16 protein-coding genes are annotated in these 17,445 nt (G+C 47.5%); 14 read left to right on the top strand and 2 right to left on the bottom strand.

Annotated features, from left to right (window positions below; translation table 11 throughout):
• Positions 1 to 8: 8 nt before the first annotated feature.
• From nuoG to JZ784_RS06820, 11 genes are all read left to right on the top strand, one after another.
• Positions 9 to 2,693 (top strand): NADH-quinone oxidoreductase subunit NuoG, encoded by a 2,685-nt coding sequence (gene nuoG, locus JZ784_RS06770; protein ID WP_346314326.1) that lies wholly within the window; start codon positions 9 to 11, stop codon positions 2,691 to 2,693.
• 3 nt (positions 2,694 to 2,696) lie between these two features.
• Positions 2,697 to 3,713 carry an NADH-quinone oxidoreductase subunit NuoH gene (gene nuoH / locus JZ784_RS06775; protein ID WP_005007963.1) on the top strand — a complete coding sequence of 339 codons (1,017 nt, stop codon included), beginning with the start codon at positions 2,697 to 2,699 and terminating at the stop codon, positions 3,711 to 3,713.
• An 18-nt stretch (positions 3,714 to 3,731) separates the two neighbouring features.
• Positions 3,732 to 4,274 (top strand): NADH-quinone oxidoreductase subunit NuoI, encoded by a 543-nt coding sequence (gene nuoI / locus JZ784_RS06780; RefSeq protein ID WP_005007966.1) that lies wholly within the window; start codon positions 3,732 to 3,734, stop codon positions 4,272 to 4,274.
• Positions 4,274 to 4,792: an NADH-quinone oxidoreductase subunit J gene (nuoJ, locus tag JZ784_RS06785; protein ID WP_171065499.1), complete on the top strand. Its 519-nt coding sequence runs from the start codon at positions 4,274 to 4,276 to the stop codon at positions 4,790 to 4,792. Before nuoI ends, nuoJ begins: the two co-directional genes overlap by 1 nt.
• Positions 4,792 to 5,100 (top strand): NADH-quinone oxidoreductase subunit NuoK, encoded by a 309-nt coding sequence (gene nuoK, locus JZ784_RS06790; RefSeq protein WP_005007970.1) that lies wholly within the window; start codon positions 4,792 to 4,794, stop codon positions 5,098 to 5,100. Before nuoJ ends, nuoK begins: the two co-directional genes overlap by 1 nt.
• Positions 5,097 to 6,986: an NADH-quinone oxidoreductase subunit L gene (nuoL, locus tag JZ784_RS06795; RefSeq protein WP_005007972.1), complete on the top strand. Its 1,890-nt coding sequence runs from the start codon at positions 5,097 to 5,099 to the stop codon at positions 6,984 to 6,986. Before nuoK ends, nuoL begins: the two co-directional genes overlap by 4 nt.
• Before the next feature lies 1 nt (position 6,987).
• A complete protein-coding gene (gene nuoM / locus JZ784_RS06800; RefSeq protein ID WP_005007973.1) occupies positions 6,988 to 8,598 on the top strand; it encodes an NADH-quinone oxidoreductase subunit M in 1,611 nt (536 codons plus the stop codon).
• 3 nt (positions 8,599 to 8,601) lie between these two features.
• Positions 8,602 to 10,146 (top strand): NADH-quinone oxidoreductase subunit NuoN, encoded by a 1,545-nt coding sequence (nuoN, locus tag JZ784_RS06805; protein ID WP_346314327.1) that lies wholly within the window; start codon positions 8,602 to 8,604, stop codon positions 10,144 to 10,146.
• Positions 10,147 to 10,271: 125 nt separating this feature from the next.
• Positions 10,272 to 10,907 carry a uracil phosphoribosyltransferase gene (gene upp, locus JZ784_RS06810; protein WP_005007976.1) on the top strand — a complete coding sequence of 212 codons (636 nt, stop codon included), beginning with the start codon at positions 10,272 to 10,274 and terminating at the stop codon, positions 10,905 to 10,907.
• 84 nt (positions 10,908 to 10,991) lie between these two features.
• On the top strand, positions 10,992 to 11,285 hold the full coding sequence (locus tag JZ784_RS06815) for a cold shock domain-containing protein (protein ID WP_005007977.1): 294 nt from the start codon (positions 10,992 to 10,994) through the stop codon (positions 11,283 to 11,285).
• Positions 11,286 to 11,397: 112 nt separating this feature from the next.
• A complete protein-coding gene (locus JZ784_RS06820) occupies positions 11,398 to 11,991 on the top strand; it encodes a cold shock domain-containing protein (protein ID WP_346314675.1) in 594 nt (197 codons plus the stop codon).
• A gap of 51 nt (positions 11,992 to 12,042) precedes the next feature.
• Here the strand turns inward: JZ784_RS06820 and gigC are convergent, their stop codons facing one another.
• Positions 12,043 to 12,921 (bottom strand): LysR family transcriptional regulator GigC, encoded by an 879-nt coding sequence (gene gigC, locus JZ784_RS06825; RefSeq protein WP_005007980.1) that lies wholly within the window; start codon positions 12,919 to 12,921, stop codon positions 12,043 to 12,045.
• Positions 12,922 to 13,006: 85 nt separating this feature from the next.
• On the opposite strand from gigC, the gene JZ784_RS06830 reads away from it, so the two are divergent.
• Positions 13,007 to 13,768 (top strand): ferredoxin--NADP reductase, encoded by a 762-nt coding sequence (locus JZ784_RS06830; RefSeq protein WP_005007982.1) that lies wholly within the window; start codon positions 13,007 to 13,009, stop codon positions 13,766 to 13,768.
• 181 nt (positions 13,769 to 13,949) lie between these two features.
• On the opposite strand, the gene JZ784_RS06835 is transcribed toward JZ784_RS06830, so the two are convergent.
• Positions 13,950 to 14,372, bottom strand: coding sequence for a hypothetical protein (locus JZ784_RS06835; protein WP_346314676.1), 423 nt, complete (start codon positions 14,370 to 14,372; stop codon positions 13,950 to 13,952).
• A gap of 209 nt (positions 14,373 to 14,581) precedes the next feature.
• Here JZ784_RS06835 and eat point away from each other — a divergent pair, with 209 nt between their 5' ends.
• Positions 14,582 to 16,021: an ethanolamine permease gene (eat, locus tag JZ784_RS06840; RefSeq protein WP_346314328.1), complete on the top strand. Its 1,440-nt coding sequence runs from the start codon at positions 14,582 to 14,584 to the stop codon at positions 16,019 to 16,021.
• Between the two features lie 38 nt (positions 16,022 to 16,059).
• Entirely contained in the window at positions 16,060 to 17,445 is a 1,386-nt protein-coding gene (locus JZ784_RS06845) for an ethanolamine ammonia-lyase subunit EutB (protein ID WP_346314329.1), read from the top strand.

Here is a 17,445-nt window from a genome sequence, read left to right on the forward strand (position 1 = left end):
ATTCGACTATGGCTACAATTCATGTCGATGGAAAATCGTATGAAGTCAACGGCTCAGAAAACTTGCTGCAAGCATGTTTAAGCCTTGGCATCGACATCCCATACTTTTGTTGGCATCCATCCTTAGGTTCTGTCGGTTCTTGCCGTCAATGTGCTGTAACTCAATACGCGAATCCAGAAGATACCCGCGGCCGTTTAGTTATGTCATGTATGACGCCTGCGTCTGACAATACCTATATCTCAGTTGAAGACAAAGAAGCAAAAGACTTCCGCGCTTCGATTGTTGAATTCTTGATGACCAACCACCCGCACGACTGTCCAGTCTGTGAAGAGGGCGGTCACTGTCATTTGCAAGATATGACGGTGATGACGCAGCATGACCGCCGCCGCTACCGCTTTACCAAGCGTACCCATTACAATCAGGAATTGGGTTCGTTCATTTCGCATGAAATGAACCGCTGTATCGCGTGCTACCGCTGTGTGCGTTACTACAAAGACTATGCCGGCGGCACAGACTTCGGCGTATATGCTAACGCATCGCGCGTTTACTTTGGCCGTCCAGAATCAGGTACTTTAGAGTCTGAATTCTCTGGCAACTTGACTGAAGTGTGCCCTACAGGCGTATTCACCGACAAAACTCACTCAGAACGCTACAACCGTAAGTGGGACATGCAGTATGCGCCTAGCGTATGCCAAGGCTGTTCTTCGGGCTGCAATATCTCTCCGGGTGAGCGTTATGGCGAGCTTCGCCGCGTAGAAAACCGCTTTAACGGTGATGTCAACCAATACTTCCTTTGCGACAAAGGCCGTTTCGGCACAGGTTATGTCAACCGTGAAGACCGTCCGCGTCAGCCGCAATTCCGTAATGGCGCAACTGTAGAAACAGTTTCTGTAGATACAGCGCTGGATACCGTGATTGCAAACATCCAAGGCAAAAAAGTTTTGGGTATTGGTTCGCCGCGCGCTTCACTTGAATCTAACTTCGCGCTTCGCGAGCTGGTAGGTCAAGAGAACTATTCAACAGGCATGTCTCAAAAAGAGCAAAACCTGGCTGAGCTGGCTGCATCAATCATGCAAACTGAGGGTGTATACAACCCGACGATGCGTGAAATTGAAAGCTATGACGCTGTATTGATCTTAGGTGAAGACCTGACTCAAACTGCGCCTCGCATGGCTTTATCTGTTCGCCAAGCGGCGAAAAACAAAGCCAAAGAGATGGCTGCGGAACGCCGTACTCAAGACTGGCTGGCCGAACCTGTGCAGCGTATTGCGCAAGATGCGAAATCGCCGATTTACATCTTGGCGGCAACGCAAACCCGTTTGGCTGATATTGCTGAAGGTGAAGTGGTTGCGTCTCCTAACGACATTGCGCGTTTAGGTTTTGCCGTTGCTGCTGCTGTTAAAGGTGAAACGGTTACTGGTCTTGCTGACGATGCGAAAGCATTTGCGCAAACCATTGCTGACACTTTAAAAGCGGCCAAAAAGCCATTGATCATCTCTGGTACAAGCCTGCAAGACGCATCAATCATGGAAGCTGCTGCGCAAGTTGCACAGAATCTGGGTTCAAATGCGGGCTTAACCTTGACGGTTCCTGAAGTGAACTCAATGGGCTTGGCAATCTTAGGCGGCCAAAGCTTAGAGCAAGCCTTTGCGCAAGACTATGACACGGTTGTGATCGTTGAAAATGATCTATTCCGCCGTTTGCCTGCGGGCCAAGTTGAAGCAGCGCTGGCGAAAGCGAAAGACGTGATTGTTTTGGATCATTCTGAAACTGAAACTGTGAAGAAAGCGGATATCGTGCTTTCTGCAGCTTCATTTGCTGAAGGCGACGGTACGGTTGTTTCTCAAGAAGGCCGTGCACAGCGTTTCTACCAAGTGTATGACCCGAGCTACTACAAGCCGGAACTGGCGATTAAAGAATCTTGGCGCTGGCTGCATGCCATTGAAACTGGCGTGAAAGGCAAAGCGATTTCTTGGACCTTGCTGGATGACGTGATCGAATCCGTTGCGAAAAACGTACCTGCACTTGAAGCGATTCAAGATGTTGCGCCAGATGCGGGCTTCCGTGTCCATGGCCTTAAAGTTGCGCGTGAACCGCGCCGCTATTCTGGCCGTACTGCAATGCGCGCGCCACTGTCTATTCACGAGCCTAAACAGCCTGTGGATACAGACTCTGCATTAACATTCTCTATGGAAGGTTATGTTGGCAGCGAAACACCGTCTCCGCTGGTTCCATTTGCATGGTCCGCTGGCTGGAACTCACCGCAGGCTTGGAACAAATTCCAAGACAACGTGGGCGGGCATTTAAAAGGCGGCGATTCAGGCATCCGTTTGTTCGACCGTTTGCCAAAACGTCCAGCGCGTACATTTGTTGCGCCTGAAACTGCTGCGGTCAACCCAGACAGCTTCCGCCTAGTGCCGATGCATCACATTTTCGCTTCTGGCGAGTTCACGGTGAAAACGCCTGCAATGGAAACCCGTATTCCTGATGCAGTGTTTGCAGTGGGTGAGCAGGATGCAGCGCGCTTGAATGTTCAAGACGGTCAAAAAATTACGATAAAAGCTGGCGAGACTTCAATTGTGCTTCCAGTTCAAGTGATTGAATATTTACCTACAGGTTATATTGGCTACCCAGTTGGCATCGCGCCGACGGTATCTCTTGCTGAGCCTGTTTCAGTCGCGGTAGGAGTGTAATTCATGCAACAAGAATTAATACGTCAAACGCCGCTGTGGGCTGAGAACTGGCCAATTGCCTATTCTGTGCTGCAAGCGATTGTCATCTTGCTGGTTGTTGTTTTAATTGCTGCGCTGATGTCGTTCATTGAACGCCGCCTGCTAGCATTATGGCAAGACCGTTACGGTCCGAACCGTGTCGGTCCGGGCGGTATGTTCCAGATTGTTGCCGACATGCTGAAAATCATGTTCAAAGAAGACTGGACGCCAAAATTTGCCGACAAACTGACTTTCCGCCTAGCGCCAGCAGTGGCGATGGGGACAGCGGTACTGTCATTCATGGTTATTCCGGTATCGCCTTATTTAGGCGTTTCGGACATGAGCATCGGCTTGCTGTTCTTTATGGCAATGGCGGGTATTGCCGTGTATGCCGTGCTGTTCGGCGGCTGGTCATCAAATAACAAATATGCATTATTAGGCGGCCTGCGTTCTGCTGCTCAAACCATTTCATATGAAGTGTTCTTGGGCATCTCGCTGATGGGTGTGGTGGCAATTGCCGGCTCATTCAACATGCGTGAAATTGTGGAAGCGCAGCGCGATGTGTGGTTTGTCGTTCCTCAATTCTTAGGTTTCCTGATTTTCGTGGTTGCAGGCGTTGCAGTAACGCACCGTCATCCATTTGACCAGCCGGAAGCGGAACAGGAATTGGCGGAAGGCTACCATGTAGAATACGGCGGCATGAAGTGGGGGATGTTCTTCGTTGCGGAATACGTCAACGTAGTGCTGATCTCTGCTCTGATCGTAACTTTATTCTTTGGTGGCTGGCTTGCGCCGTTCAACCTTGAAATTCCGTTTATTCCAGATGCGTTCTGGTTCATTATCAAAACAGCATTCTTTGTCATGATGTTTGTCTTGGCGCGCGGTTCATTAATGCGTCCGCGTTACGACCAAGTGATGAACTTTGGCTGGAAAATTTGCTTGCCTTTGGCGTTGGTTAACCTTTTGGTGACTGGTGCTGTGATTCTGATGAATCAGGCCTAAGACAGCAGGGAGAACAAAATGTTTAAGTTTCTAGCTGGATTTGGGTCAATTGTACGTTCACTGTGGATGGTTTTTTCACATGTGACACGTAAACGTGACACCATTTTATATCCGGAAGTGCCAGCCGAAGATATCGTACCGCCGCGTTTCCGTGGCCGTATCGTGCTGACGCGCGACCCAGATGGGGAAGAGCGCTGTGTGGCCTGCAACCTGTGTGCGGTTGCATGTCCAGTGGGCTGTATTTCACTGCAAAAAGCAGAACACGAAGATGGGCGCTGGTATCCGGAATTTTTCCGTATCAACTTCTCTCGCTGCATTTTCTGCGGTATGTGTGAAGAAGCATGTCCGACGACTGCAATTCAGTTAACACCTGATTTCGAGCTGTCAGAATACGTTCGTCAAGACCTTGTGTATGAGAAAGAACACTTGCTTATCTCAGGTCCTGGTAAATATCCTGATTACAACTTCTACCGCGTAACCGGTATGGCTGTGACAGGTAAAGACAAAGGCCAAGCGCAACGTGAAAGCGCGCCTGTTGATGTACGGAGTCTATTACCATGATGTGGCCGTTTTATTTGATGGCGCTTGTGGCCATCGTCTCTACGATTCGTGTTGTGACCAACACCAATCCAGTACACGCTTTACTCAGCTTGATCGTTTCATTGCTTGCCGTTGCAGGCATGTTCATGATCGTTGGCGCGCCGTTTGCCGGCGCGCTTGAGATCATCGTTTACGCCGGCGCGATCATGGTGCTATTCGTATTCGTGGTGATGATGCTGAACCTGGGCCAGCAAACTGTGGAACAGGAAAGCAAGTGGCTGACTTCATCTGCGTGGGCTTATCCTGCGCTGATGAGCTTCCTGATGGGCTTGGTGCTCGTATGGATGCTGGGCTCAGACTACACCAAAGCATCTTTGGTGATGGGCGCAGAAGTGGTTGGCCCGAAAGCTGTGGGTACAGCACTCTTTACTCAGTACTTATTATTGGTCGAAGTTGCCGCGATGCTATTGCTTGGTGCGCTTGTCGCAGCATTCCATCTGGGTAAACGCGAACCAAGTGCAGAAGAGGAAAAAGAATAATGGGCAACATTCCTTTAGAACATGGTTTGATCGTTGCAACCATTCTTTTTGCACTGGGTTTTTACGGTGTAATGGTGCGACGCAACTTACTCTTTATTTTGATGAGCCTTGAAATCATGATGAACGCCGCTGCTTTAGCGTTCGTTTTGGCGGGCAGCGCATGGGCGCAGCCTGATGGCCAGATCATGTTCATCCTGATTTTAACGCTTGCTGCGGCAGAGGCCTGTATCGGCCTTGCGATCGTCCTTCAGTTCTATCATCGCTTCCATCATTTGGATGTGGATGCTGCTAGTGAGATGCGCGGATGAGCTATTTATATTTAACAGTATTATTTCCGCTCATTGGTTTTATCCTTTTGGCGGCGGGACGCAACAATCTTCCTGAAAAAGTTGCAGCCATTATCGGGGCGGGTTCAGTTGGCCTTTCTGCATTATTTGCATTGATTGCCGGCTTAGATTTCGTAAATAACGGTTCTGTTGCGACAACCCAGCATCTTTGGACTTGGTTCAATGTAGGCGGTTTAGCGCCAGGCTTTTCGCTTCACCTTGACGGCTTATCATTATTGATGATGGGCATGGTGACAGGTGTCGGTTTCTTAATTCACATCTTCGCGACATGGTATATGCGCGGTGAAGAAGATTTTGCGCGTTTCTTCTCTTACTTCAACCTGTTTGTAACAAGCATGCTATTGCTGGTTCTAGGCGATAACTTAGCGTTATTGTTCTTAGGCTGGGAAGGTGTTGGTCTTTGTTCATACCTGTTGATCGGTTATTACTACCAAAACCCTGCAAACGGTTTTGCTGCCATCAAAGCATTTACAGTAACTCGTGTGGGTGATGTATTCCTGCTGATTGCATTGTTCTTAATCTACCAGCAGTTTGGTACTTTAAACATTGCAGAAGTGGTTGCAGCAGCGCCAACGGTTCTGGCTGAAAGTTCTTCAATTGCAATTTGGACTGCATTAATGCTGTTCCTGGGCGCTGCAGGTAAATCTGCACAAATCCCATTGCAAACATGGCTGGCGGATGCGATGGCAGGCCCTACGCCTGTATCTGCATTGATCCACGCGGCGACCATGGTAACCGCAGGTGTTTACCTGTGCTGCCGTATGTTCTCAGTGTTTGAGCAAGCGCCTGAAGTGATGGCGTTCATCTCGATTACAGGCGCGGTAACGCTTCTGGTTGCAGGTTTCGCGGCATTGGTGCAAACAGACATCAAACGTATCTTGGCTTACTCAACAATGAGTCAGTTAGGCTATATGTTTATGGCTGTGGGCGCTGAAGCATACCAAGCGGGCTTGTTCCACATGCTGACTCACGCATTCTTCAAGGCATTATTATTCTTGTCTTCAGGTGCGGTGATTCTGGCTTATCATCATGAACAAAACATTTTCAAAATGGGCGGCTTGTTCCATAAGAACAAATTCCTGTTTGCCTGTTTTGCGATTGGCGGCGGCGCATTGGCTGCAATCCCATTCATCACGATCGGCTTCTTCTCGAAAGATGCGATTTTGGGTGCTGTATGGGTGAAAGGCCAAGCGGTTGCTGTTTATGACTGCTTGTACTGGACTGGTGTTGCAGGTGCATTCTTAACGTCAATTTATACATTCCGCTTAATCTGGGTTGTATTCTTTGGCAAAGAAAATACGCCTTACCATGAAATTAAAGGCGTGACGTACTGGGGTCCTTTGGCGATTCTTGCAGTATTGTCGACTGGTTTAGCTTATGTATTAAAAGCGCCGGTAACCAATATTTTAAACGCTGCTAAAATTCCGGCATTCAATGTTCCTGAAGCATTGGAACACGGCATGCACAGCGCTGAATACACCGCTGTGGGCATTGCGCTTGCAGGCCTTGTGATTGGCGTGATTCTGTTTGCTTTCGCTTACAGTGCAGTAAAAGCATTTGCGAAAACTTCACTGGGCGCTGGCCTTGTGAATATCTGCCGCAATGCGCTTGGTTTCGATGCGCTGTATGACATCGTATTTGTGAAGCCATATTTGCTGATTGCGAAAATCTTAGGCCGTGATCCAATTGACGGCTTATGGCTGGTACTGCCTGCACTTGTAAAAGGCGGCAACAGCTTTACAAGTTCACGTCAAACAGGTTCATTGCGTGAATACGCATCAAGTATGGCATTCGGCACAGTTGTCTTGCTGATGATCTTGGTCGTGATTCAGGTCGTGGGGAAATAAAATGGAAACTAATAATTTAATTTTACCCGCTCTGGTTCTTATTCCGTTCATTGCAGGTTTTGCATGCTGGCTGGTCGATAAACTCGATCAGCACCTGCCGCGCTATATCGCACTGATCGGTATGCTGGTGACTTTGGTGTTGACCATTGTTCTTTGGCAAACGGGTACTTATAACTACGAACTTGGCAATGCTGCGCCAACATGGGCTGCTGAGTTTAAATTGCCTTGGATTCAAACCCTCGGCATTAACATTCACCTTGCGGTGGATGGCTTATCACTTCTTATGGTGGGGTTAACTGCACTCCTTGGTGTGCTGGCAGTGGGCTGTTCATGGGGTGAAATTCAGAAAAATGTCGGTTTCTTCCACTTAAACCTTCTATGGTCTTTAGGCGGCGTTATCGGTGTATTCCTTGCAATTGATTTGTTCCTGTTCTTCTTCTTCTGGGAGATGATGCTGGTTCCAATCTACTTCTTGATTGCACTTTGGGGCCATCGCGGCGCAGAAGGCAAGTCCCGCGTTTATGCTGCGACTAAGTTCTTCATCTATACGCAAGTTGCCGGCTTAATCATGCTGATCGGTATCCTTGGCCTTGTGGCTGTCGGATATTCGATGAATGGTGAAATCCGTTTTGACTACAACTATTTAATGGCTGTAGCGAATACCATTGATGCACAAGCTCCTGCTTTAGCTTATGCCTTCATGATCTGCATGTTCATCGGCTTTGCGGTAAAACTTCCAGTTTTCCCATTGCATGGCTGGCTTCCGGACGCGCATGCGCAAGCGCCGACAGCAGGTTCTGTTGACCTTGCAGGTATCCTGATTAAGACTGCGGCTTACGGTTTATTGCGTTTTGTGATTCCGTTCTTCCCGGCTGCATCTGCACAGTTTGCTGACATTGCGATCATCTTTGGTTTAATCGGTATTTTCTACGGCGCTTGGTGTGCTTTCCAGCAAACCGATATGAAGCGCCTGTTAGCGTATACGTCGATTTCACACATGGGCTTCATTTTGCTTGCAATCTATGCGGGCAACATTTTGACCTTCCAAGGCTTAATGATCATGATGCTGGCGCACGGCATCTCTTCGGCTGCCCTGTTTATTATGTGCGGTCAAGTTTATGAACGCCTGCATACACGTGATTTACGCCTGATGGGCGGTATCCGCGGCCAGTTCAAGTATCTTGCGTTCTTCCTGATGTTCTTTGTTGCTGCGCTTGTGGGTATTCCAGGTCTAGGCAACTTCATCGGTGAATTCCTGATCTTGATGGGCTCTTATGCTCGCTTCCCAGTGTTTACAATTCTTGCTGCGGTAAGTTTGGTATTTGCTGGCCTTTACGGCTTAATCCTGATCCATAAAGCATTATTTGGCACACCAAATGAAGAACAGCAAAAGCACTATTCAAATCCATTAAAAGATTTGAATGTACGTGAAATTGTGATTCTTTTAGTTTGTGCGCTGAGTCTGGTCTGGCTGGGTCTGTACCCGCAAACGTTCCTTGACGTTTCTAATTCAAGCATGGCGTGGTTAGCGAATAGCTACATTCCTGTTCAAGAAACAGTTGATACACTGCAGCAAGCTGTCGTTTCAGCTGAAAATGTGGAGATCCAATAAGTCATGAACTTCACAATGTCATTTGCAGAGCTGATGCCTATCGCGCCAGTCATGATCGTCGCTTTAACAGCGGTGGTGGTGATGCTGCTGGTAGCCATCAAGCGCAATCATAATTTAGCTGCAACAGCATCGGTTATCGGTTTAAACCTTGCTGCGCTTTACATCATTTTTGTTGTGTTTGCAGGGCAGTTTGCTCCTGCCAACGTAATGAATTTGTTCATCGTAGATCCGTTTACGATGCTGTACCAGTTTGTGATTATCGTCGCGGCGCTTGCGTGCTGCACGCTATCGCATGCCTATATTGAAACTTATAAAGACAACCGTGAAGAGCTTTATATCCTGATGCTGGCGTCTGTGACAGGCGCATTGCTGATGGTGGCAAGCACGCACTATGCATCGTTCTTTATCAGTCTTGAGTTGATGTCAATTCCAGTTTATGGCTTATTGGCTTATACGCATCAGCGTTCTCAATCGCTTGAAGCCGGTGTGAAATACCTTGTTCTTTCAGCAACCGCGTCTGCAATGCTGCTGATGGGTATGGCCTATATCTATGCTTACACAGGCACGCTGAACTTTGTCGCTGAACCGGGCAAACTGTTCACGACATTCAGTCAGCCAGCTGTGGTGCTGGGCCTGGCGTTAATCATCTTTGCAGTTGCATTCAAACTGTCTCTTGCGCCATTCCATAAATGGACGCCAGACGTGTATGCCGGTGCGCCGGCTCCAATCGCGACTTTCCTTGCAACTGTTGCCAAAGTGGCAATGATCGGCCTGTTTGTCCGCTATGTACTGTCTTCAGGCTTAATCCTGTCAGACAGCTTTGTGATCATTCTGACGATTCTTGCTGTGCTTTCTATCCTTGCAGGTAACTTGCTGGCGGTTCGCCAAGTGAATTTGAAACGCATTCTTGCGTATTCATCGATTGCTCACTTCGGTTACTTGCTGGTGGCGATTGTCAGCGCGCGCAATACAGACTTCCTTCAAGTGCAAGGTTTCGCGACGTTTGAATCTGTAAACGTGTATGTGATTACTTATGTGTTAACCACCATCGGCGCGTTCGGTGTTGTGACCTTAATGTCCAGCCCATACAACAATACAGATGAAGCAGGCAGCTTGGCAGAGTACCGCGGCTTATTCTGGCGCCGTCCAGTGTTAACTGCGACGTTGACCGTGATGATGCTTTCCCTTGCTGGCATTCCATTAACAGCGGGCTTTATCGGTAAGTTCCTCGTGATTAAAACTGCAGTTGCGGGCCAGTCATGGTTCTTGGCGGCAATGGTAATCATTGGTTCGGGTATCGGCCTGTACTACTATCTGCGTGTCATGGTAGTGATGTACATGACACCGCCTGAAAACCCGCGTATTGACGCTGTTGACCATTGGGGTCAAAAAGTCGGCGGTATTATGGTATTAGGCGCCGCAGCTCTTGTGCTGTTGATCGGTGTTTATCCAGATCCAATTATTGCGGTTTCTAAGGTGGCTTTCTTTGCGATTTCACCTGAATTGCAGCAATTCATTCTGGCATTGGTGCAAAGCGGTTTTAACTGATTAATGCTGAATTAATCCAGTTATTACAAAAAAGCCCTCGACTTAGAGGGCTTTTTTATTTTTATCATTTGTTAAATGCCTTTATAATACTAAGAATTTGATCTTAACCTTTTAGGTGTTCTCCCTTGGCTATCCATGAAATCCGTCATCCGCTCATCCGCCATAAACTTGGTTTATTGCGCCGTTCGGATATCAGTACTAAAAACTTCCGCGAACTTGCTCAAGAAGTCACCATGCTTCTGACCTATGAAGCGACTAAAGACTTGCCAATGTGCGATCATGAAATTGACGGCTGGGCTGGCAAAGTGACTGTAGACCGCATTGCGGGTAAAAAAATTACAGTAGTGCCTATTTTGCGTGCAGGCATTGGCATGCTGGAAGGTTTCTTAAATTTGATTCCAAGCGCAAAAGTTTCGGTATTGGGTTTAGAGCGCGATGAAGAAACGCTGGAAGCGCGCACATATTACAAAAAATTAGTGCCTGATGTGCAAAACCGTATTGCGATGATTATTGACCCGATGCTGGCAACAGGTTCTTCACTGGTGGCTGCGATTGATGTATTAAAAGCAAGCGGCTGTAAAGATATCCGTGTGATGGTCTTAGTTGCGGCGCCAGAAGGCATTAAACGTGTAGAAACAGCGCATCCTGATGTGACAATTTTCACTGCATCAGTTGATCAGGGCATTAATGAACATGGCTACATCGTGCCTGGCTTGGGCGATGCTGGCGACAAGATTTTCGGTTCAGTGCAAAAAGACTGATTTTAAGATTGAATAAGAAAGGGGCTTTTAAAGCCTCTTTTTTATATAATGCGCATAAGGCATTTTAAAAAATAGGGCGGCATCATGAAAGACGAAGTATATCAGGGTAAAATCAAGCAGTATGACCCTGCAAAAGGTTATGGTTTTATTGGTTCAGCTGAAGGAGATGTGTTCTTTCATATTTCTGATTTTCCTGCAGCGGAAGGTGAGCCAAAACGCAATGAGCGTGTGAAATTTAACGTGGTAGACAATGGCGGTAAATTTAAGGCGGTTAAAATTGAGCGTGCAGAAGACAATTCTGCGAAAGCCAAGAAGTCAAAAGTAGTTGCGAATAACACATCAATTACTTCTGCATTATTGTCAAATTTACGCAAATAAGAAAACTTAAAGAATTGATATTTCATGAAAATTGAATGAAATATGATGCAAAAAAGCGCCTAACGGCGCTTTTTCTATTACAATGATTAAAAATATAAAGATTGAGTGAATGATGTTTCAAGAGGGGAAAGTTAAGAATTATCAAGCAGAACGTGGCTTTGGTTTTATACAAGTGGACGGGGAATCTAGGGATCTATTTTTTCATATTAAGGATATGCCCAATCGGAATATTCAGCCGCAGATTGGTGAAAAGCTGAAGTTTCGGATTGTAGAAGAAAAGGGCAAATTTAAAGCAGATAATATTGTTCGTTTGGATATAAAAAACCAGTCTGAAACTTTTACGCCATCAGCAAGAGCAGTGATAAACCGTGGTAATCAGAAAAAATCTGGGCGTCAAAAGCAAAACAACCACGGCGGGGGAATCATCACAACTATTGTAGGGCTTATTCTAATTTGTTTATTGGCTTATTTTGTTTATGGAAAATATCAGCGCTATCAATTAGCACAGCAATCCCCAGCTGATGTACAGCCAATGGCTCAAGTGCCTGTAAACAGTAATCCGAATGGGTATCGTTGTGATGGGCGAATACATTGTTCGCAGATGAATTCACGTGAAGAAGCCCGTTGGTTTGTGCGTAATTGCCCAGGTACAAAAATGGATGGCAATAATGATGGTGAACCCTGTGAAAATGATTCACGGTGGTAATGGTTGAGATAAAAAAGCGCCATCAGGCGCTTTTTTATAGGCAGAAACCTATTATTTTTCACAGAATTTCATGAAAGCTTTTAAGCCCGGCCCTTGATATTTTTGACGGTGCACCAGCATGAACAGCGGGCGGGTCAATTGCCAGAAAGGGGTGTCTAAAATCACCAATTGGCCTTTTTCACGCAGCGGTTCAATGGCAAGTTTAGAAATGCATGACATGCCTAAACCGCCGGCAACAATTTTCAGAATTGCTTCATTATGGCCCAGAGTCAAGCGGATATTGGCATCCGGCAAATCCTGCAAAATTGCATTGTCAAAGACTTCGCGCGTGCCTGAACCTTCTTCACGCAATATCCATTCCACATTTTTAAAGTCATCTATGGTTAAAGGGCGGCCCAGCCGTGCCAGCGGATGATCGGGTGAACAGCATACCGCCAGTTCATCGTCGCGCCAGTGTATGCATTGCAGCTGCGGCAAATGGCAAGAGCCTTCGATTAAGGCTAAATCCAGCTGAAACTGATTGACCGCTTCAATCATCTGGCGGGTATTGCCGACTTGCAGCTGTAAATGGGCCTGCGGCTGGATTTGCAGAAAATCCGCCATCAGGTCAGGCATCAAATAATCGCTGATGGTTAAGGTGGCGCCTAAGCGTAAATCAATGCTTTGCAGTTCACCTTTGGCGGCTTGTTCGAATGATTCACAGCGGCCAAGGATTTCTAAGGCTTGAGGCAGTAAAAAACGGCCCAAGTCATTAAGCTGCAATCGTTTGCCTAGACGGTCAAACAGCGGCGCGCCCAAGCCATCTTCCAAGTCTGCTAAAGCCATACTCGCAGCGCTTTGCGTGAGTTTTACGGCATCACTGGCTTTGGTTACTGTACCTTCTTGAGCGACCGCTACAAAAACAGCCAACTGGCGTAAAGTCATGCGCATGAATAGAGCCTTAACATTTAAAAAATATTAATAAATTATGCCGTCATGCTAACATGAGCGCAGTCTTTCATGCCACGTTGAAATCATGTCAATTGAGAAATTTAGCTTAGAAAAAGTTCTATCTGTACATCGTTGGACCAATACTTTATTCAGCTTTACCATGACGCGGCCTGCTCATTTTAAATTCACTGCAGGCCAATTCGCACGCATTGGCTTAAAAGTGGGGGATGATTTGGTGGTGCGGGCTTATTCTGTCGTATCTTCGCCATTTGATGAAACTTTGGAATTTTTCTCGATTGTCGTGCCAGATGGCGCATTTACGTCTAATTTGCAGCATTTGCAGGTGGGGGATGAGCTGTATTTGGAAAAAATTCCGTACGGTTTCTTAACGCTGGCGCGCTATCAGCTGCCGCTGCCTCAGGATTTATGGTTATTGGGGACCGGCACAGGCTTGGCGCCATTTCTATCAATGCTGCAAGACTTTGAAACATGGCAGAAATATTCAAAAATCAACTTGGTTTACAGTGTGCGCACAGAAGCAGAATTGGCCTATGTGGAACGGATTAATGAAATCGCCGCAATGTTTGGCGAAGGGCATACGGGCTTTCAGTTTATTCCGATTATTACCCGTGACCCGAACGCGCCTTTGCATGACCGTTTACCGGTCTTGATCGCTAATGGCGAGCTGGAAAAAGCAGCAGGCATGGCGCTGAACCCTGCAACCAGCCATGTCATGCTCTGCGGCAACCCGCAGATGGTGGATGACACCAAAGATGCGCTGAAAGCGCGCGGCCTGACCATGAACCGCCGCGGCGAAGGCAATATTGCTGTTGAAAATTATTGGTAAGTACCCTCAGTACTCCTCCCTTTAAAAAAGGGAGGTTGGGAGGGATTAAAATTATAAAATTCTTCTCAAATCTTTGAATCCTCCCCAAGCCCCTCCTTTATTAAAGGAGGGGCTTTTTACAGATATAAAAAAACCTCCTAAATGGAGGTTTTTTATTTGAGCTGTATCAATGCAAACAGGCTTAATGCACAAACATATCCATGTATTCACGGATTTCCTGAATGGCTGTGTCGACATCTGCGGTCAGCCATGTCGGCTCAAAAAAGCCGGCATAATGATCCATGCGCTCTTGAGGCACAACTAAGCGTACCGGACAGTCTTCTTCCAGCAAGCGCCAAGGAATAATCGGCACTTCATTATCCAAATATGCTGTGACATTGCGGATATCAATCACCATGGCATTAATGCAGTCCGGAAACGGCATGACTGAGAATTCTTCCGTCCGGCGGCGGAAAAATTCTAAATCTCCCCATTTCAAGACATAGCTGGGCTTACTGAATTCAATAATGCCAATCAGATGCTGATCGCGGGTGTAATGTAAAGCACATTGATAAGTGACGTCAGTGTCAAGATCAAGCGTTACACTTTGCTGACGGTACGCCATATAGAATGAGTGCATGAAAAATGAGGTGCATAATTATAGCTCATTTATTGCTGCAAAGGCAGACTTTCATTTTTTCATCCATCCTGCATGCGATCATATTTAAAACAACAAGATAGCGTTTTGACTCGGCTTGAATGTGACTTAAAGATCTAATTTGGTATGGCTTATGCATAGCACTGAATGAGCAAAACTAAAAATTAGAGGTGCATATGTCAAATTCAGAAAGCGCTGCAGAGCTGCACGCGGCGGATACCGCTGCTGACGATTATTTTGCGCAGAGGCAATTAAAAAGCGGAGCGGTCGGCTGGCTGCTGCTGGTCGGGCTTGGCGTGGCTTATGTCATTTCAGGGGACTTTGCCGGCTGGAATTTTGGCTTAGCGCAGGGCGGATGGGGCGGCATGTTTATTGCCACCGTTGTGGTGGCCTTTATGTATTTATGCATGTGCCTCTGCATGTCTGAAATGTCGACGATGCTGCCGACTGCAGGCGGGGGCTACAGTTTTGCCCGCACAGCATTTGGCCCAATGGGCGGCTATTTGACAGGTACCGCTATTTTAATTGAATACGCTATCGCGCCTGCGGCGATTGCCTGCTTTATTGGCGCTTATTGTGAATCCTTATTCGGCATGGGCGGCTGGATGATTTATCTGGTGTGTTATCTGGTCTTTATGGGGATTCATTTGAAAGGCGCTGGCGAAGCGTTAAAGATCATGTTTGTGATTACTGCTGTGGCGGCTATGGCATTGATGGTGTTTATTTTTACTATGCTGCCTGCATTTGACAGCGCCAATTTATTTGATATTGCGGTAAATGCAGATGCGGCAGGCGCCAGCAGTTTCTTGCCAATGGGCTATCTTGGAATTTGGGCTGCTGTGCCTTATGCCATTTGGTTTTTCTTGGCGGTTGAGGGTGTGCCTCTGGCGGCGGAAGAAGCCAAAGAACCGCATAAATCTCTGCCGCGCGGCTTGATTGGCTCCATGCTGATTTTAGCTTTTTTTGCCTTGAGCATTTTATTTTTAGGGCCGGGCGCAGCAGGGGCAGAGGCATTGAAAGCATCAGGCGCGCCTTTGGTTGATGCTTTAAAAGCAGTATATGGCGCCAATACGTGGCTGGCGGGTTTTGTGAACTTTGTCGGCTTGGCAGGTTTAATCGCCAGCTTCTTCTCGATTATTTATGCCTATTCGCGGCAGATTTTTGCCCTGTCCCGCGCAGGCTATTTACCCAAATCCATGTCTTTAACCAATAAAAACCATGCGCCGCATTTGGCCATTATTATCCCCGGCATTATTGGCTTTTTGATGTCTTTGTCTGGCGAAGGCGACCTGCTGATCTTAATGGCGGTGTTCGGCGCGACAATTTCTTACGTACTGATGATGCTGTCTTATATTAAGCTGAAAACATCGAAAGCCAATTTGCCGCGCCCATACCAAGCGCCGGGCGGTGTAGTGACGGCCTATATTGCGCTGATACTGGCTGCGATTGCTGTAGTTGCAGGCTTCGTGGTGGATCCGAAAGTCTGGTTAGCGGCTGCCGCCATTTATGCCGCCTTTATTCTGTATTTCCTGCTGTACAGCCGGCATCATTTGGTGGCTGGCACACCAGAGGAGGAATTTGCCAATATTCAGCATGCAGAGCAAGAGCTGAAATAAGGCAAAAATAAGCGCAATAACAGAACAAGGATAAAAAGATGCTGTATCAAATCAATGTGGCGAATCATCATTATATTTTTCAGGATTTAAAAACCTTGATGGCCAAAGCCACGCCTGTGCGGACAGGGGATCAGCTGGCAGGCATCGCGGCGCGGGACGCCACAGAGCGTGTAGCGGCGCAAATGTGTCTGGCCGATGTGCCTTTAAAACAATTCCTGAATGAAGCGCTGATTGATTACGAGCGTGATGAAGTGACCCGGCTGATTATGGATGAGCATGATGCGGCCGCCTTTTATCCTATTGCGCATTTTACTGTAGGGGATTTTCGCAACTGGCTGCTGAGTGACGATGCCAGCACTGAAAAATTGCAGGCGCTGCAGGCCGGGCTGACGCCTGAAATGGCCGCTGCAGTCAGTAAAATCATGCGCAATCAGGATTTGATTTTGGTGGCGAAGAAATGCCGCGTAGTCACGCAATTCCGCAATACGATAGGCCTGGAAGGGCACTTGTCGACGCGCCTGCAGCCCAATCATCCAACCGATGATGTGCTGGGCATTTCCGCCAGTATTTTAGACGGCCTGATGTACGGCAATGGCGATGCGGTGATTGGCATTAACCCCGCCACCGACAATCTGCAGAATTTAACGGAGCTGTTGAAACTGCTGGATTATATTATCCATGAATATGAGATTCCAACGCAGTCCTGCGTGCTGACGCATATCAGTTCCGGCATTCAGCTGGCGGAAAAAAATGTGCCGATTGATTTGATGTTCCAGTCGGTTGCGGGTTCGCAGGATGCCAATAGCGCTTTCGGCATCAGCCTCGCTATGCTGCAGGAAGGCTATGAGGCCGCCTTAAGCCTGAAGCGCGGAACAGTGGGGCAGAATGTGATGTATTTTGAAACGGGGCAAGGCAGCGCGCTGTCGAGCAATGCGCATCATGGTGTGGATCAGCAGACTATGGAAACGCGCGCTTATGCTGTAGCGCGAAAATTTAATCCATTTTTGGTCAATACCGTGGTGGGTTTTATTGGGCCTGAATATTTATATAACGGCAAGCAGATTATCCGTGCAGGGCTGGAAGACCACTTTTGCGGCAAGCTGCTGGGCGTGCCGATGGGCTGTGATATTTGCTATACCAACCATGCCGATGCTGATCAGGACGATATGGATGTGCTGCTGACGCTGCTGGCCAATGCTGGGCTGAATTTTATGATGGGCATTCCCGGTTCAGACGATGTGATGCTGAATTATCAGACCACTTCATTTCACGACGCGCTGTATATCCGTCAGCTCTTGGGTCTGCAGCCTGCCCCTGAATTTGGCGCATGGCTGGAACAGCAGGGCATTTTAAAGCAGCATTCTCATCAGCTGCAGTGGCCTGCGCAAGTGCCGGACAGATTTTTCAGACTGCTGATGTCTTAG

Source organism: Acinetobacter sp. CWB-B33 (assembly GCF_039655955.1).
Taxonomy (GTDB): domain Bacteria; phylum Pseudomonadota; class Gammaproteobacteria; order Pseudomonadales; family Moraxellaceae; genus Acinetobacter; species Acinetobacter bouvetii.

What these genes read in the sequence shown, in the direction of transcription:
- nuoG (WP_346314326.1), top strand. Translation starts at nt 9, where the DNA reads ATGGCTACAATTCATGTCGATGGAAAATCGTATGAAGTCAACGGCTCA.
- nuoH (WP_005007963.1), top strand. Translation starts at nt 2,697, where the DNA reads ATGCAACAAGAATTAATACGTCAAACGCCGCTGTGGGCTGAGAACTGG.
- nuoI (WP_005007966.1), top strand. Translation starts at nt 3,732, where the DNA reads ATGTTTAAGTTTCTAGCTGGATTTGGGTCAATTGTACGTTCACTGTGG.
- nuoJ (WP_171065499.1), top strand. Translation starts at nt 4,274, where the DNA reads ATGTGGCCGTTTTATTTGATGGCGCTTGTGGCCATCGTCTCTACGATT.
- nuoK (WP_005007970.1), top strand. Translation starts at nt 4,792, where the DNA reads ATGGGCAACATTCCTTTAGAACATGGTTTGATCGTTGCAACCATTCTT.
- nuoL (WP_005007972.1), top strand. Translation starts at nt 5,097, where the DNA reads ATGAGCTATTTATATTTAACAGTATTATTTCCGCTCATTGGTTTTATC.
- nuoM (WP_005007973.1), top strand. Translation starts at nt 6,988, where the DNA reads ATGGAAACTAATAATTTAATTTTACCCGCTCTGGTTCTTATTCCGTTC.
- nuoN (WP_346314327.1), top strand. Translation starts at nt 8,602, where the DNA reads ATGAACTTCACAATGTCATTTGCAGAGCTGATGCCTATCGCGCCAGTC.
- JZ784_RS06815 (WP_005007977.1), top strand. Translation starts at nt 10,992, where the DNA reads ATGAAAGACGAAGTATATCAGGGTAAAATCAAGCAGTATGACCCTGCA.
- JZ784_RS06820 (WP_346314675.1), top strand. Translation starts at nt 11,398, where the DNA reads ATGTTTCAAGAGGGGAAAGTTAAGAATTATCAAGCAGAACGTGGCTTT.
- gigC (WP_005007980.1), bottom strand. Translation starts at nt 12,921, where the DNA reads ATGCGCATGACTTTACGCCAGTTGGCTGTTTTTGTAGCGGTCGCTCAA.
- JZ784_RS06830 (WP_005007982.1), top strand. Translation starts at nt 13,007, where the DNA reads ATGTCAATTGAGAAATTTAGCTTAGAAAAAGTTCTATCTGTACATCGT.
- JZ784_RS06835 (WP_346314676.1), bottom strand. Translation starts at nt 14,372, where the DNA reads ATGGCGTACCGTCAGCAAAGTGTAACGCTTGATCTTGACACTGACGTC.
- eat (WP_346314328.1), top strand. Translation starts at nt 14,582, where the DNA reads ATGTCAAATTCAGAAAGCGCTGCAGAGCTGCACGCGGCGGATACCGCT.
- JZ784_RS06845 (WP_346314329.1), top strand. Translation starts at nt 16,060, where the DNA reads ATGCTGTATCAAATCAATGTGGCGAATCATCATTATATTTTTCAGGAT.